Origin of the sequence: Nostocoides japonicum T1-X7, from assembly GCF_001046855.1 — a bacterium.
Lineage (GTDB): Bacteria > Actinomycetota > Actinomycetes > Actinomycetales > Dermatophilaceae > Nostocoides > Nostocoides japonicum.
In genome coordinates this window covers 1,596,182-1,612,530 of the sequence record NZ_HF570958.1, presented here as the reverse complement: position 1 = coordinate 1,612,530, position 16,349 = coordinate 1,596,182, and the positions used below count along the sequence as shown (strand labels likewise).

12 protein-coding genes are annotated in these 16,349 nt (G+C 70.5%); 5 read left to right on the top strand and 7 right to left on the bottom strand.

Annotation, left to right across the window (positions count from 1 at the left end):
- Nucleotides 1-159 precede the first annotated feature (159 nt).
- The 7 genes from BN12_RS07235 to BN12_RS07205 form a co-directional block, all read right to left on the bottom strand.
- Nucleotides 160-1,596, bottom strand: a complete 1,437-nt coding sequence (locus BN12_RS07235; protein WP_053079973.1) for a glycoside hydrolase family 3 protein — start codon at nucleotides 1,594-1,596, stop codon at nucleotides 160-162.
- 1 nt (nucleotide 1,597) lies between these two features.
- Nucleotides 1,598-2,458 (bottom strand): carbohydrate ABC transporter permease, encoded by an 861-nt coding sequence (locus BN12_RS07230; RefSeq protein WP_048551292.1) that lies wholly within the window; start codon nucleotides 2,456-2,458, stop codon nucleotides 1,598-1,600.
- Complete coding sequence (locus tag BN12_RS07225; protein WP_083454479.1) at nucleotides 2,455-3,348, bottom strand: carbohydrate ABC transporter permease; 894 nt, start codon at nucleotides 3,346-3,348, stop codon at nucleotides 2,455-2,457. The genes BN12_RS07230 and BN12_RS07225 overlap by 4 nt, the downstream gene beginning before the upstream one ends.
- A gap of 184 nt (nucleotides 3,349-3,532) precedes the next feature.
- Entirely contained in the window at nucleotides 3,533-4,894 is a 1,362-nt protein-coding gene (locus BN12_RS07220) for an extracellular solute-binding protein (protein ID WP_048551286.1), read from the bottom strand.
- 67 nt (nucleotides 4,895-4,961) lie between these two features.
- Nucleotides 4,962-6,095, bottom strand: coding sequence for an ROK family transcriptional regulator (locus tag BN12_RS07215; protein ID WP_048551284.1), 1,134 nt, complete (start codon nucleotides 6,093-6,095; stop codon nucleotides 4,962-4,964).
- A gap of 358 nt (nucleotides 6,096-6,453) precedes the next feature.
- Entirely contained in the window at nucleotides 6,454-8,568 is a 2,115-nt protein-coding gene (gene malQ, locus BN12_RS07210) for a 4-alpha-glucanotransferase (RefSeq protein WP_235432327.1), read from the bottom strand.
- 11 nt (nucleotides 8,569-8,579) lie between these two features.
- Entirely contained in the window at nucleotides 8,580-9,290 is a 711-nt protein-coding gene (locus BN12_RS07205) for a VIT1/CCC1 transporter family protein (RefSeq protein WP_048551280.1), read from the bottom strand.
- 308 nt (nucleotides 9,291-9,598) lie between these two features.
- On the opposite strand from BN12_RS07205, the gene BN12_RS07200 reads away from it, so the two are divergent.
- The 5 genes from BN12_RS07200 (at nucleotide 9,599) to BN12_RS07180 (ending at nucleotide 16,002) form a co-directional block, all read left to right on the top strand.
- Nucleotides 9,599-10,663 carry an ABC transporter permease gene (locus BN12_RS07200; protein ID WP_235432326.1) on the top strand — a complete coding sequence of 355 codons (1,065 nt, stop codon included), beginning with the start codon at nucleotides 9,599-9,601 and terminating at the stop codon, nucleotides 10,661-10,663.
- 88 nt (nucleotides 10,664-10,751) lie between these two features.
- Nucleotides 10,752-12,476: an ABC transporter substrate-binding protein gene (locus tag BN12_RS07195; RefSeq protein ID WP_083454477.1), complete on the top strand. Its 1,725-nt coding sequence runs from the start codon at nucleotides 10,752-10,754 to the stop codon at nucleotides 12,474-12,476.
- Nucleotides 12,477-12,637: 161 nt separating this feature from the next.
- Nucleotides 12,638-13,693, top strand: coding sequence for an ABC transporter permease (locus tag BN12_RS07190; RefSeq protein ID WP_235432325.1), 1,056 nt, complete (start codon nucleotides 12,638-12,640; stop codon nucleotides 13,691-13,693).
- Nucleotides 13,694-13,708: 15 nt separating this feature from the next.
- The gene (locus tag BN12_RS07185) at nucleotides 13,709-14,779 is read left to right on the top strand and encodes an ABC transporter ATP-binding protein (protein ID WP_083454476.1); all 1,071 of its coding nucleotides are present in this window, start codon (nucleotides 13,709-13,711) and stop codon (nucleotides 14,777-14,779) included.
- Nucleotides 14,776-16,002 carry an ABC transporter ATP-binding protein gene (locus BN12_RS07180; protein WP_048551274.1) on the top strand — a complete coding sequence of 409 codons (1,227 nt, stop codon included), beginning with the start codon at nucleotides 14,776-14,778 and terminating at the stop codon, nucleotides 16,000-16,002. The genes BN12_RS07185 and BN12_RS07180 overlap by 4 nt, the downstream gene beginning before the upstream one ends.
- Nucleotides 16,003-16,349 lie beyond the last annotated feature (347 nt).

Here is a 16,349-nt window from a genome sequence, read left to right as displayed (position 1 = left end):
CCCCGGGGGCGGCCATGACCTCCCTCGCCACGTCGACGGCCACGGTGACGACGGCTTCCGGCCCGCGCCCGGAGGCGGCCTGGCGCAGCGCGCGAACCCGCCCGGCCGCGTCGACGGCGACGACCGCCGTCTTCGTGCCGCCGATGTCGATGCCGAGCCTCACGACGGCCACCCCGTGAGAAGACCGACGAGGGCGGAGGCCACCGCGGGGGAGGCGCCGTACGTCACGACGTCCACGTCTCCGCGCGGCCATCCGCACTCGACGAGGAGCACGGGGTGGCCGGCGGTCTCCAGGCGTCGGGCGAGGCCCCGTGCCGGATGGTCGGGACCGACGCCTCGCCCGACGACGGCGACCTTGGCGCCGTCCGGGACCGCGTCGACCGGCGTCGTCGCGCCGACGGCCGCCGGGCCCCAGGCGACGGACCCGACCGCGAGGTTCGTCGCGCTGTCCACCTGGACGATGCTGGCCGGTCGTGCGGTCGCGCGCCACGGTGCGACACGTGGCGAGACGGAGAAGGCACGCGCCAGCTCTCGGTCGGTCAGGGCGCGAGCCGCCAGGTCGCTGCGGACGTTCGCCGGCGGTGCGTCGGCGAACGCTGCGGTGCAATGGGTCTCCGCGAGTCGGGCGACCCGGCCGGCGGCCTCCTCGACACGGCACGCCGGAAGCCGGCCCGTCTCGATCGCGGCGACGACGGCGTCGAGGACCGCGGCATACCGCTCCGGCGTCGTCTGCGGCCCGAGGCACAGCAGGTCGCACCCCGCGGCGAGGGCCCGGACGGCGGCCTCCGGGATGCCCGTCCGCCCGCTCGCCCCCGCCATGTCGAGCGCGTCGGTCACGACGACCCCGTCGAAGCCGAGCCCCTCGCGGAGCAGCCGCAGGACGAGGGGCGAGAAGGTGGCCGGGCGCTGCGGGTCGACGGTCTCCACGAGGAGGTGCGAGGTCATGACCGTCTCGGCCCCCGCGGCGATGCCGGCGGCGAAGGGTACGAGCTCGCGCGAGCGGAGCACGTCGAGCGACGCGTCGATGCGCGGCAGGGACACGTGGGAGTCGGCGACGGTGTCGCCGTGGCCCGGGAAGTGCTTGAGGCACGCGGCGATCCCCACCGACCGCAGGCCCCCCACCGAAGCGGCCGTATGCCGGGCCACGAGGTCCGCGGCGGCGCCGAAGCTCCGCACCCCGACGACGGGGTTCTCGTCCGTCGAGTTGACGTCGGCGACCGGGGCGAGGTCCAGACCGATGCCGAGGGCCGCGAGCTCGAGGCCGATGCGCCGGGCGCTGGCGGCCGTGTGTGCCGGGTCGTCGACGCGACCGAGGAGTGCGTTGCCGGGCTCGGGAGAGCCCCCGGGGTAGTGGAGGCGCGTGACGTCCCCGCCCTCCTCGTCGACGGCCACGACGGCCTCCGGCATCCGGCGGCGCACGTCTCCGCAGAGGGCGGTGAGCTGCTGCGGCGTCTCGACATTGGTGCCGTAGAGGGCGACGGACCGCAGGCCCCCGGCATACGCCTCGACGACCCACGGGGGCAGGCCCGTCCCGGAGAAGCCCGGCAGGAGGGTGCCGGCGGCCAGCCGTCGCAGCCGCTCGTCGGTGCCGGACATGTCAGCCCTTCACCGCCCCGCCGACGAGGCCGCTGCTCATCCGCCCCTGGACGATGAGGAAGAAGACGATGACGGGCACAGCGACGAGGGTCGACGCGGCCATCACCTGGCCCCAGTCGGTCTCGCGGCTCGCGCTCGCCTGGATGAAGCCGCGCAGCCACAGCGGCAGGGTCCGCGACTGCTCGTCGGTCATGATGACGAGGGCGATGGTGAACTCGTTCCACGCCTGGAGGAAGACGTAGACCGCGGACGCGACGAGCCCGGGCGCGAGCAGGGGGAAGGTGATCCGCAGGAAGGCCTGGGTGCGCGAGAGCCCGTCGACCATCGCGGCCTCCTCGAGGTCCACGGGGACGCCGGCGACGAAGCCGCGCAGCATCCACACGGTGAACGGCACGACGGCGGCGGTGTAGAGGACCGTGAGGCCGACGACGCTGTTGAGCATCCCGACCGTCGACATCATCTTGTACTGGGCGATGAACAGCCCCTCCGCGGGGAGCATCTGGATGAGGAGGAGGGCCAGCACGAAGGACTTCCGCCCTCGGAAGCGGAAGCGGCTCACGGCGAGCGCGCCGAGGAAGGCGATGAAGAGCGCCGCGACGACGGTGAGCAGGGTGACGGCGAGGGAGATGAGCAGCGCGCTCGTGAAGTGGTCGTCGGTCACGACGTGGCGGAGGTTGTCGAGGGACCCGCCGAAGGGCAGGAACGTCGGGGACGTCGACTGGAGGACGACGTTCGGCAGGAACGCGGAGTTGAGCATCCAGTAGACGGGGAAGGCCCAGACGAGGGCGAGGACGATCGCGAGCGCTCCGAGAGCGACGGAGGCGGGGCGCGGCCGGCGCCGCGTGGCCGAGGGCCCGGTCATGACTCCTCCTTCATGAGGGAGCGGACGTAGTACCAGCTGAGGACGACCGTGAGGACGAGCATGAAGATGCTCACCGCGCTCGCGGTCCCGAAGTCGCCGCGCCCGGTGCCGAGCTGGTAGATGTACGTGCCGAGCAGGTTCGTCTCGTTGACGACGCCGCCGGCGTCCTGGAGCAGCTTGATCTGGGTGAACACCCGCAGGTCCCAGATGATCTGGAGCAGCAGGACGATCGACAGGACCGGCGCGATGAGCGGCATGACGACGAACCGGAGCCGCTGCAGGCCGCTCGCCCCGTCGAGCTCGGCGGCCTCGAGCACCTCCTGGGGCACCTGCGTCAGGCCGGCGTAGACGCTGAGGGCGACGAAGGGCACGCTCATCCAGACGACGATGACGGCCGCGACGGCGAAGAACGACGCCGGCTCCGCGAGCCAGTTGTGGCCCGCGGCGCCGTCGATGCCGACCTTGACGAGGAGCCAGTTGAGGATGCCGCGCCGCCAGTCGACGATCCACACCCACACCGTCATCGCGGCGACGACGGGCATGGCCCAGGCGAGGAGCAGGGCGACCTGGAGGATGACTCGGGGGACGGCCGCGACCCGCTTCATGAGCACCGCGATGGCCCCGCCGATGGCGACGGTCGCGAAGGCGCACACGATGCAGAAGGCGATGCTGCGCACGACGACGGTCCACAGCTGCGGGTCACGCAGCAGCGCCCGGTAGTTGTCGAGCCCGACCCAGTCCGGCGGCTGGCCGAACTGCTGCCGCAGGCCGAAGTGCTGGAAGCTCGTCCGGACCTGCCACGCCACGGGGTAGCCGAGGGCCGCCACGAGGACGACGACCGACGGGGCGATGAGCAGGAGGGGGAGCCGCGACCCGCGACGGGTGGACATGGCGCGCCTTTCGGGGTCGGGGTGAGGATGGTATGCGGTCCACCCGGCGGCCGCCGGTCGTGGCAGGGGGCGCAGGGGCCGCAGCAGGGGTCGACGCGCGGTGGCCGCCGGGTGGAGGGGTCCTCGAGAGGGACCCGTGACGGTCGTCGGCGGCCGGGCCGGGGCGCGGCCGCCGACGGAGCCGTCAGGACTGGTTGAGCATCGGGGTGATCTTGTCGTCGTACTGCTTGGCGAGAGCCGCCAGGTCCTTCGCGTCCTTGATCTTGCCGAAGAACTCCTCCATGACGCCCGCCGCCTCGACGCCGGCCCAGCCGGGCGCGGCCGGGGTCAGCTTGGAGTTCGCCGACGACTCGATGAGCGCCTTGGCGAACTGGTCGGTGCCGAGCGAGTCGACGTACTCCTTGTTGGCCGGGCCGAGGCCGGCGCCGCCGAGCTTCTTCTGGTAGTCGGCGGAGAAGATGATCCGCAGCAGGTCCTTCGCGAGGGCCGGGTTCTTCGACTTCGCCGAGATGCCGATGTTGGAGCCGCCGGCGAAGACCGGGGCCGGCTTCCCGTCGTTGCCGGGCAGGACGAAGGTGCCGAACTTCTTGTCGTTCCAGGCGCGGACGTCCTTGCCGTCCTTCGTGGTGAGGTCACCGATGGACCAGTGCGCCCACCCGGGGGCCATGATGGTCGCGGCGTTCATGGACGTCTTCTGCTTGGTCGGCTTGCCGTTGTCGTCGAGGACGACGTCGCTGTCGTTGAGGTAGAGCCACGGCGACTGGTCCTTGGCGTCGCCCGGCGCCTTCGAGGCATACCGGTAGATGTCCTGGAGCTGCGCCAGGCCCTTGAGGGTGTTCGGGTCGGACAGCGTCGAGACCCACTTCCCGTCCTCCTTCTTCGCCAGGTCGCCGCCGTTGGCGAAGATCCACGAGACGCCGTTGCGCCAGTCCTGGCCGCCGAGGAAGAAGCCGGAGAAGCCCTTGATGTCGTTCGGGTTCTTCTCGGCGATCGTCTTGACGTCGGCGTTGAACTCCTCGAGCGTCGTCGGGACGGAGACGCCGGCCTTCTGCCAGACGTCCTTGCGGTAGAACATGTACCGCGACCCGAAGTAGTAGGGCAGCGTGTACTTCTTGCCGTCGACCGTCCCCGCGTCGACGAAGGACTGGAGCAGGTTGGATCCGCCGAGCTCGTCATACATGTCGGAGATGTCGAGGAAGGCCCCCGCGTTGGTGAAGGTCGGCGACTGGGTGTTGCCGAGCTCGGTGACGTCGGGGGTGTTGTTCGCGTCGGGCAGCGCCGTCGTCAGCTTCGTCACGAGATCGGGCCAGGTCTGCTCCTCGATCTTCAGTGTCGCGCCGGTCTTCGCGTGGAAGGTGTCGGTGAGATAGGTGCGCAGCGCGTCGGGCGTGTCCGAGCCGACGAGCCACAGGGTGATCGTCTTGCCGGCGTTGTCGGCCGTTCCCGAGGTCGAGGAGGTGGCGGCGCTGTCCGAGCCGCTGTTGCAGGCCGCGAGCAGGATCGTGCCGGCCGTGAGCCCGGCCGCGACGGCGAGGGTTCTCTTCATGGGTGGTTCCTTTCCGGGGGGTGCGAAGGATCGCGGGTGTCGTATGCGAGGTGCTGGGTGGTCCGCGTCAGGCCACCCCCAGCTGGTCCCAGAGGATGAGGGCCGCCGCGCCGCGCAGGACGATGTCCTCCGCGTGCTCGGCGATCCGGACGGTGAGCGCGGAGCCCGGTCCGGCGAGGAGCCGGTCCCGCAGCGTGTGGTCGACGGTGGCGAGGAGCTCGCCGGCGAGCAGGTGCTCGGGACCGGACAGCACGACCTCGTCGAGGTCGAGGGCGGCGACGACAGGGGCGAGGACGATGGCGAGCCGCTCGCCGGCGTCACGGAGCGCGGCCGGCCCCTCGCCGGCCGCGAGCGCCTTCTCCAGGTGGGCGGCCGAGGCCCAGGTCTCCAGGCACCCGACCTTGCCGCAGCGGCATACCGTGCCGCCGTCGGTGCCGACCGTCACGTGCCCGATCTCCCCGGCCGCATGGTGGGCGCCTCGGACCCGCTGACCTCCGACGATGACACCGCAGCCGACACCGCGGTCGATCTTGACGAGGATGACGTCGTCGCCGCCCGGTCCGAACGTCGTGTCCGCGTGGACCGCCGCGTCGGCGTCGTTGCAGACGAAGACGGGCAGGCCGGTCGCGTCCGCCAGCGTGGCGCGCAGCTCGACGTCGGTCCAGCCGAGATTCGGTGCCGTCTGGACGATGCCGCCGGGCCCGACGATCCCCGGCGTGCCGACCCCCACGCCGAGGACCCGCCGGGTCGCCGCTCCGAGGATCTCCCCGGTGAGCTCGAGGACGGCCCCGAGAACACCCGTGCCGTCGCGCTCGCCGTCGATCTCGGGCAGGGCGCGCTCGGCGCGGGCGACGATGTTGCCGTCGAGGTCGAGGACCGCGGCCCGCAGGACGTCGGCGGCCGCGAGGTCGAGCCCGACGACCTGCAGGCCGGTGCGGTCGACGTCGACGAGAGTGGCCGGCTTCCCGGGGCCCCCCGCCGTGCTCGGACCGCGCTCGACGACGTGACCGGTCTCGATGAGGGCACCGACGAGGTCGGAGACGGTGACCTTCGTGAGCCCGATCCGGCGGGCCAGCTCGGCTCGGCTCTGCGCGCCGCCGGTGTACAGCGTCTGGAGCACCACGGAGAGGTTCTGGCGGCGGCCGTCCGTGGGGAGCACGGCACTGCGTGGCTTGACCAGTCCTGGGTTGGGGCTCGGCATAAGGGTTAGTAAACTTTACTAATCAACCTCCCGACAAGGGTTCGCGTCCCCGTTACCCATTCGTGACCTCACCCCTCCCATCAGGCGACCCCGCCTCGCTCCGTCCGTCCCGACCCCGAGCTTTATCGGGTCACCCCACAAGGCTGAGCTTCACCCGACAAGGAGAGTCGGGTGAAGCTCAGTGTTCCGGGGTGACCCGATAAAGCGACTCGCAGCGGGCGGCGAACCGGACAAGGCGACTCGCGGCGGGCGGCGCACCCGGCAGGCGACTCGGGGTCGGCGGGCAGCGGCGGGGCGAAGGTGGGCGGAACAGTGTCGTCGTGACGTCTCGGAACCACCAGGCCCCGGCCTTCCGCCGTCAACGGCCGGCGCGGCGCGGCATACGGGCAGTGATCTGGGCCGCCAGAGGAGAGGTGAGCGCCTCGTCCCAGGCGATCGGGCGCTCGTCCGGACCGCTCAGAGGCACCCGCCAGTTGGGGTACTCGTCCTGGGTGCCCGGTTGGTTGATGATCCGTCGATCGCCGACGAGATCGGACAGGGAGACGCCGAGCATCCGGGCGGGGGAGTCGACGAGCCACCCATGGAGGGCGACGATCATGTCCTCGTTCGTGCCGTCGGCCGCGAGGAGACCGCGCTCGACGAGCGCGGCGCGCACCCGGTCGATCGACGTCCGCTCGTGGGCCGACTCCTCCGCGACGTCTCGCGTCAGCAGGCCGAGGCGCTCGCGGAGCCGGACGTGGGCGAGCCCGAGATAGCCGGCGGTCGGCGGCAGGTCGTGGGTCGTGACGGAGGCGAGGCACAGCTCCCGATACCCCTCCGGCGGCAGCGGACGGCCGTCCGCGGTCCACTCGAACCAGAGGATGGAGGTGCCGAAGATCCCCCGCTCCCGGAGCACGTCCCGCGCGCGCGGCTCGACGACGCCGAGGTCCTCCCCGACGACGACCGCACCGACCCGCGAGGCCTCGAGGACGAGGATGCCGACGAGGGCCTCGTCGTCGTACCCGACGTAGGTGCCCTCGGCCGGCGTGCACCCCTCCGGCACCCACCAGAGCCGGAACATCCCGATGACATGGTCGACCCGGATGCCACCGGAGTCGCGAAGGACGGCGCGCACCATGTCGCGGAACGGGCCGTAGCCGACCTCCGCGAGACGCTCCGGGTGCCAGGGGGGTTGGCTCCAGTTCTGCCCGAGCTGGTTGAACTGGTCGGGCGGCGCGCCCACGGTCACCCCGTGCGCGAGGACGGAGGACAGGCCCCACGCGTCCGCACCGCGGGGATGGACCCCGACGGCGAGGTCGCGCAGGATGCCGAGCCGCATGCCGGCAGCGGTCGCCGCCCCCTGGGTGCGCCCCAGCTGCTCGTCGCACAGCCACTGGAGCCAGGCGTGGAAGGCCATCTGCTCCCGATGGCCCTCTCGGTATGCGGCGACCTCCGGGGACGACGCGTCCCGCAGCCCCTCCGGCCAGGTCGTCCAGTCCGACCCGTGCTCGTCGGCGAGGACGCACCATGTCGCATACGTGTCGAGAGCCTCGCCGCGCTCGGACCGGTATGCGGTGAATGCGGCCTCCCGGTCCGCGTCGCGGCCCCTGTTGAAGACGATCTCCAGGGCTTCCCGTTTCGCGGTCCAGGCCGGGTCGCGGTCGATGGAGTCGAGCCGGTCGAGCTCGATGGCGCGCTTCGCGCACGCGTCGACCCGGGCCCGGGCTCTCCCGTCGAGCAGCCGCGTCTCGGGGACATCCTCGACGTGGAGGTAGAGGGGGCTCGTGAAGGCACGGGCCGTCGGCAGGTAGGGGGAGGGCTCGAGGGGGCTCGACGGCTCCGCCGCGTGCATCGGGTTGACGAGGACGAAGTCGGCGCCCTGGGCGGCAGACCACGTCGAGAGCCCCGCGAGGTCGGCGAGGTCGCCGACGCCCCACGAGGCGGCCGACCGGGCCTGGTAGAGCTGCGTCATGAGCCCCCACACGCGGCCCTCCCGGAGGGCCGCGGGGAGCTCCAGCCGGGCCGGCGCGACGATGAGGGTCGCCGTCGCGCTCGTCCCGTCCCCGATCCGGGCCTCGAGCCGGTGCCACCCAGGGGGCAGGTCGCCGGGCAGCTCGACGGTCGCCTCACCGATCTCCCGCCCGTCGACCACGCGAGGCGCGACCCAGTGGTCCACGGGCCGCGCCGGGCGCGTGCCGCCGTCCTCGAGGTGGACGTCGACCTCGACCGACTGACCGTGCGGGACGTGGACCGGCACCCAGGGCGTCCATCCGGTGCGCATGACGACCGTGGGGGGCACGACGCGCCGCCAGCGCTCCTCCTCGAGCGCGGCGAGGGAGGAGCGGACCGCCGCGTCGGTGCCGGCGTCGACCCCGAGGGCCCCGAGCACGGCGACGATGGTCGACGACGACACCTCGACGTGCCGGCCCTGCCAGTCCCAGTAGTCGGTCGCGACGCGGTGCGCCACTGCGAGGGCGGCGAGGTCCGGGCTCATCGACATCGTCATCACACCCGCGTCCCGACGAGCGAGCCGACGCCGTAGGTCACCGCCATGGCGAGCGCCCCACCAGCGACGTTCCGCACGATCGGGCGCTTGACGGGTGAGTCCCCGAGTCGAGCACTCACGAGGCCGGTGAGGGCGAGTGCGACGAGGACGCCGAGCACCGTGACGACGACGCGGTGGGACGGCCCGGGGAGCAGGATGGCGACGAGAGGCAGCAGTCCGCCGATCGTGAAGGCCAGCATCGAGGCGCCCGCGGCGGCCCACGGGTTCGCGAGGTCGTCGAGATCGATGCCGAGCTCGACCTCGGCGTGGGCGGCGAGGGCATCCTTGGCGGTGAGCTGCCGCGCGACCTCGTGGGCCAGTTCGTCGGTCAGTCCGCGGGCGACGTACATGCCGGCGAGCTCCTCCAGCTCGGCCTCCGGCTCCTCGCGCAGCTCGGCGACCTCCTTGGTGACGAGCGCCTCCTCCGTGTCCCGCTGGGTGCTCACCGAGACGTACTCGCCGGCGGCCATGCTCATCGCGCCGGCCGTGAGCCCGGCGATGCCGGCCGTCGCGATGGCGCCGCGCGAGATCGTGGCGGCCGCGACGCCGATGACGATGCCGGCGACGGAGACGATGCCGTCGTTGGCGCCGAGGACCCCGGCCCGCAACGCGTTCAGCCGCCCGGAGACCCCCTTGTCGTGCGGCTCCCCGGGGTGGGGCTGCTGGGTCACTAGGCGCTCCGGGCTCGTGGCTGCGTGGGGTGGGGATGGCGAACAGGGGCCAGTCTGCCGGGCGTCCTCCCGCCCCACAACGCGCAGCAGTCCCACAGGCACCGTTGACGCGGCTCACACGATCGTCTCTCGGTATCAATTCGGTCAAGTCCGCCGGAGACCTTGCGCACCCCCCGCTTCAGTGGGTTAAGTTCGCCGCGCATGCCTCATCGGGCATGGAGAATTTGCGGGGTCCCAGAGCCGGGTCGCCGAGAGCCGGTGTCCGGACGATCTTCGGACCTGACGTGACAGTGGAGGTGGATGCCAGCGTGGCGAACGAGCCGGAACGCACACCGGACTTCTCTCACGAGGGGTCGTCGCAGTTCACGACCGGTCTCGCGGCCACCGAGGCGGTCGCCGAGGGGGACGAGACCCCTGAGGGGGGAGCCGGCAAGGCCCCCTCGATCGCCGGCCGCACACCGTGGCAGCTGGCCCGGATGCGGCTGCGGCGCGACAAGCTCACGATGTTCATGCTGTGGGTCGTCGCGATCACCGTCGTCGTCGGCATCCTCGCCCCCGTCCTGTCCAAGCTCGGCGTCCTCGAGCCGAACGTCTTCCACGGCGAGCTCATCGACGGAGCGAGCGGTGGGCTGCCCAAGGGCTCCTGGGGCGGCATCTCGTGGTCGCACCCGCTCGGCGTCGAGCCGACGACCGGTCGCGACGTCCTCTCCCGGCTCGTCCTCGGGGTCACCTTCTCCCTGCTCATCGCCGTGTCGGCGACACTCCTCGCCGTCGTCATCGGGACGATCCTCGGCATCGTGTCCGGGTTCGCCGGCGGCAAGGTCGACTTCTGGATCTCCCGGCTCATCGACATGACCCTGTCGTTCCCGCAGACCCTGATGCTGCTCGCCCTCTCCGGCGGGTTCATCGCGATCCTCGCGAAGGTGATCCCGGGGACCAACGGGCCGGCCGCCGCATACATCATCCTCGTCCTCGGCCTCTTCGGCTGGCCCTCCTTCGCGCGCATCATCCGCGGCCAGGTCCTCTCCCTCCGGGAGCGGGAGTTCATCGAGTCGGCCAAGAGCCTCGGCGCGAAGAGCGGTCGGCTGTGGTTCAAGGAGCTGCTGCCCAACCTGTGGGCCCCGATCCTCATCTACTCCACGCTCATCATGCCGGCCAACGTCTCGGCCGAGGCCGCCCTGTCCTTCCTCGGGGTCGGAGTCAAGAACCCGACGCCGACCCTCGGGAACATCCTGACGAACGCCGTGAACTACCCCAGCTCGGACTTCATCTACTTCTTCGCCTCGGCGATGTTCATCGCCATCATCGTCATCAGCTTCAACCTCGTCGGCGACGGCCTGCGGGACGCGCTCGACCCCAAGGCGGACCGTTGACGGCCCCGACCTCATACCCTTCCCCTCGCAGATCGCGCGGGGATGACGCACCGCCATGGCGGATGCAGGAAATCTCGAAGGAGAGTCAATGATCACCAAGAAGGCAACTGGGCTCGTTGCCCTCGCCGTCGGCGTGGCGCTCCCCTTGGCCGCGTGTGGCGGTGGCTCCGGCTCGAGCAGCTCAAGCTCGAGCGGAACCAGCGCCGCGGCAGCCAAGGGCGGCACGCTGTACTACCTCACCAAGCGAGCCGCGGAGCACCTCGACCCGCAGCGCATCTACATCGGGCGCGACCTCGCCGACATGGGACGCCTCGTCTATCGCAGCCTGGTCCAGTTCCCCGCCTCGACGGACGAGAAGAAGGCGTCGACGCCGATCCCCGACCTCGCGACGAACACCGGCACCTCGAGCGACGGCGGCAAGGTCTGGAAGTTCACGCTGAAGGACGGCGTGAAGTGGCAGGACGGCAAGCCCGTCACCTGCGCCGACCTCAAGTACGGCCTGTCCCGCACCTTCGCGCAGGACGTCATCACCGGGGGCCCCAACTACATCCTCAACTACATGCCGACGGTGGCCAAGGAGTACGCCGGCCCCTACAAGAAGACCGGGCAGGCCGTCTTCGACAAGGCCGTCACCTGCTCCAGCGACAACAAGACGATCACCTACAACTTCGAGAAGCCGTGGATCGACTTCCCACTCGCGATCGCCTCGCTGCGCTGCTTCGACCCCTACCGCCAGGACCAGGACCAGGGCGACAAGAGCAACTACGCGATCTTCTCCGACGGTCCGTACAAGATCCAGGGCACCTGGACCAAGGGCCAGGGCGGCACGTTCGTCCGCAACGACCAGTACGACGCGTCGACCGACGGCAACCGCAAGGCGCTGCCGGACAAGATCGTCTTCGTCGAGGGCCTGACCAACGAGGTCATCACCCAGCGGATCATCGCCGACGGCGGCAACGACAAGTTCGCCGTCACCGACCGCGTCGTCCCGCCGGCCTACTACAACCAGGTCACGGGCAACGTCGCGAAGCGCTCGGTCAACGTCAACTCGCCGTTCACCGACTACCTGCTGCCGAACTTCAACGTCATGACGAACCTCAAGGTCCGTCAGGCGCTCGCGACGGCGACCGACAAGACCGCCTACGCCGCGGCCCTCGGCGGTGACAAGGCCGCGATCCCGGCGAAGTCGATCATCACGCCGTCCGTGCCCGGCTACAAGCCGAACCCGGCGTTCACGGCGCCTGACTCTGGCGACCCGGCGGCGGCCAAGAAGCTGCTCCAGGAGGCCGGCGTCACGCTGCCCTACCCGATCACCATCACCTACCCGGGTGGCACGCCGAGCGTCGACAACTCGTTCGCGGCCCTCAAGGCCGGCTTCGACAAGGCGGGCTTCAAGACGACCCTGAACTCGCTGCCGGACACCTACTACGACGTCGTCCAGGACATCAACTACAAGGGCGGCAACGTCGTCTGGGGTGGCTGGGGCGCCGACTGGCCGAGCATCGGCACCGTGCTCCCGCCGCTGTTCGACAGCCGGATCAACTTCGGCCCGAAGACCAACGGTCAGGACTACGGCAACTTCAAGAGCGACACGGCCAACCAGATGATCGACGCGGCAGCGGCGAAGCCGACGCTGGACGAGCAGAACGCGGCGTACGCCGCCCTCGACCAGTACCTCGGCGAGCAGGTCGCATACATCCCGCTGACCGTGACGCGGTTCTTCCTCGTCTACGGCTCGGGTGTCGCCAACTACACCGTCGACCCGGCGAGCAACATGTACCCCGACCTCGGGGTCATCGGCGTCCAGCAGTGACCGTCGGATAGCACCCACCACCGGCCCGGAGGCTCGTCCTCCGGGCCGGTGACCGGGGGCCGGTCGCACACCCGAGGCCGTCCCCGTCAGCACCAAGATCGGGGTCCGGACGCACCATCCAGGCGTACTGTGACCTCATGTCGTAGCCGCTCGTCGAGAGGATGCCCACACCCGGGCCCGCCATGTTCGCCTACGTCGTCCGCCGGCTGTTCTCCGGCGTCGTCATGCTCCTCGTGATGAGCTTCGTGACGATCCTGCTGTTCTTCTCCGCCCCCGTGGATCCCGCCCGGCAGATGTGCGGCAAGAGCTGCACCCCGGAGCGCATCGAGCAGACTCGCAAGGCGCTCGGCTACGACAAGCCACCGACGACGCAGTGGGCCGCCTTCGTCAAGGGTGTCGTCGTCGGCCGTGACTACCCGGCGGACGAGCAGATGCGCAAGGAGGCGCCGCAGAACGTCGTCCACTGCTCGGCGCCCTGTCTCGGGTACTCGACGGTCTCCCAGCAGATGGTCGCCTCGGCGGTCGGGTCCCATGTGCCCGTGTCCGCCTCGCTGGCCCTGTGTGCCTTCGTCATGTGGATCATCGCCGGCGTCGTCCTGGGGGTGATCGCCGCCTTGTTCAAGGGGACCGTCCTGGACCGCACGATCGTCGGCGCATCGCTGCTCTTCTATGCGTTCCCGACCTTCGCCCTCGCCCTCGGCATCTACACCTTCTTCGCCCTGACGCCCTTCCCCGGCCTCGGACACCCCCTCTTCCCCATCCCGAACTACACGCCCATCTCCCAAGGCGGGGTCTGGACCTGGTTCGTCAACCTCCTGCTCCCCGCCTTCACCCTCGCCCTCGTCTTCATCGCGGGCTACGTCCGGATCACCCGGTCCTTCGTCCTCGAGTCGGGCCAGGAGGACTACATCCGCACGGCGAAGGCCAAGGGCCTGGAGTCCCGGCGGATCCTCCTCAAGCACACGATGCGCGCCGCCCTGACGCCGATCGTCACCATCGCCGGCCTCGACCTCGGCGGGCTCCTCGGCGGCGCCATCATCACCGAGAAGATCTTCAACTATCCGGGACTCGGGAAGCTCGCCTTCGACTCGACGGTCAACTACGACCTGCCCATCATCGTCGGCATCGTCCTCGTCGCAGCGTCGTTCGTCATCGTGGCCAACCTCGTCGTCGACATCCTGTATGCCGTCATCGACCCACGTGTGAAGTACTCGTAGGAAGGGCGATCCACTATGACCAGCGCCAGTACGAGCACCGAGACCCATACGTGGCAGGCGTCGGGTGACGACGCGCAGCCGTTGCTGTCCGTCCGGGAGCTCCGGGTCCACTTCCCGACCGAGGACGGCATCGTCAAGTCGGTCGACGACCTGTCCTTCGACCTGGGCCAGGGCAAGACCCTGGGCATCGTCGGCGAGTCGGGGTCCGGCAAGTCGGTGACCAGCCAGGCGATCATGGGCCTGCACCGCGGCACCCGGGCGAGGGTGAGCGGCCACATCCTCTTCGACGGGGTCGACCTGCTCCAGATCAGCGACTCCGAGCTGCGCAAGCGCCGCGGTCGCGACATCGCGATGGTCTTCCAGGACCCGCTGTCGGCCCTGCACCCCTACTACACCGTCGGCAACCAGCTCGCCGAGGCCTACCGCGTCCACCACGACGTGAGCAAGGCGGCGGCCAAGACCCGCGTCGTCGAGATGCTCGAACGGGTCGGCATACCGAGTCCGCAGACCCGCGTCGACAACTACCCGCACGAATTCTCCGGTGGTATGCGGCAGCGCGCGATGATCGCCATGGCCCTCATCAACGACCCGCGGCTCATCATCGCCGACGAGCCGACGACGGCCCTCGACGTGACGGTCCAGGCGCAGATCCTCGACCTGCTCGTCGGGCTGCAGAAGGAGTTCGGCTCCTCGATCATCATCATCACCCACGACCTCGGGGTCGTCGCCGAGATGGCCGACGACATCCTTGTCATGTACGGCGGGAAGGCCGTCGAACGGGGCGACGCCGACACGATCTTCTACAACCCCGAGCACCCCTACGCCTGGGGCCTGCTCGCATCGATGCCTCGGATGGACCGGTTGCGGACGGACCGGCTGCGGCCCATCGCCGGGAACCCGCCCTCGCTCATCAACCTCCCGAGCGGCTGCGCGTTCCACCCCCGGTGCGTCTACGCGTCCGACGAGCTCGGGTGCCGCGAGATCGTCCCGCCGTTCGAGAACGAGTCCGAGCACCCGGTCCGCTGCCTCATCCCCCACGAGGAGCGCCTCTCCATCTTCGAGACGAAGGTCAGGCCGACGCTATGAGTTCGACGACGACAGAGCACCGGAGGGAGTTCGGCGAGCACCCCGACCGTGGCGGCAAGCCGCTCGGCGAGTCGATCCTCAAGGTCACCGGGCTCAAGAAGCACTTCCCTCGCAAGACGCGGGGTCTCATCCCGCGGGCGGACTCCCCGGTGAAGGCCGTCGACGGCATCTCCTTCGAGCTCCACCGCGGCGAGACGCTCGGCATCGTCGGCGAGTCCGGATGCGGCAAGTCGACGGCGGGCCGGACGGTCCTGCAGCTGCTCGCGCCGACCGGCGGCACCATCGAGTATCTCGGCGAGGACATCACCGGCGTGAAGGGCGCCAAGTGGCGGCGCCTGCGGACCGAGATGCAGATGGTCTTCCAGGACCCGTACGGCAGCCTCAACCCCCGTCAGACGGTCGGCGCGATCGTCGGGGCGCCGTTCCACATCCAGGGCATCAAGCCGCCGAAGGGCGTCAAGGCGGAGGTCCAGGACCTCCTCGCCCGAGTCGGCCTCAACCCCGAGCACTACAACCGGTACCCGCACGAGTTCTCCGGCGGCCAGCGGCAGCGCATCGGCATCGCCCGGGCCATCGCCCTGCGCCCCAACGTCATCGTCTGCGACGAGCCCGTGTCGGCCCTCGACGTCTCGATCCAGGCGCAGGTCGTCAACCTCCTCGAGGACCTCCAGAACGAGTTCGACCTCACCTACGTCTTCATCGCCCACGACCTGTCGGTCGTCCGGCACATCTCCGACCGGGTCGCCGTCATGTACCTCGGCAAGGTCATGGAGGTCGCCGACCGCGACGAGCTGTATGCCAACCCGCAGCACCCCTACACCCAGGCCCTCCTCTCGGCGGTCCCCCTTCCGGACCCCCGCAAGGAGAACAAGCGCGACCGGATCCTGCTGACCGGCGACCTGCCCTCTCCGATCAACCCGCCCTCGGGCTGCGTCTTCCACACCCGGTGCCCGAAGTTCCGCATGGAGCTCTCCGACGCCGACAAGGCACGCTGCACGGGTGAGATCCCCCAGCAGCGGGAGATCGCCCCGATGCACGAGGTCGCGTGCCACTTCCCCGGCGCGCCGAAGGTCGAGATCCTCGAGCTCGAGGAGGTCCCGGAGGCTCCCCCGGAGCTGCTCGCGGAGATCGAGGAGGTGGCGCCCCCGTTCGCCGAGCCGGAGCTGCTGCCGATCGGCGACCAGGACCTCGAGGCCGACGAAGGCCGCGACCCGACGTCCTGACCCCGACCCGGCCCGGCTCCTTGGCGTTCTGCCACCCGATCGGGGCCTGTGCACACGGCCACCAGCCTGACCGCCACCGTCCGGCCCGGCTCCTTGGCGTTCTGGCACCCGATCGGGGCCTGTGCACCACCGCCACCACCTGACCGCCACCGTCCGGCCCGGCTCCTTGGCGTTCTGGCACCCGATCGGGGCCTGTGCACCACCGCCACCACCTGACCGCCACCGTCCGGCCCGGCTCCTTGGCGTTCTGCCACCCGATCGGGGCCTGTGCACCACCGCCACCAGCCTGACCGCCACCGTGCGGCCCGGCTCCTTGGCGTTCTGGCACCCGATCGGGGCCTGTGCAC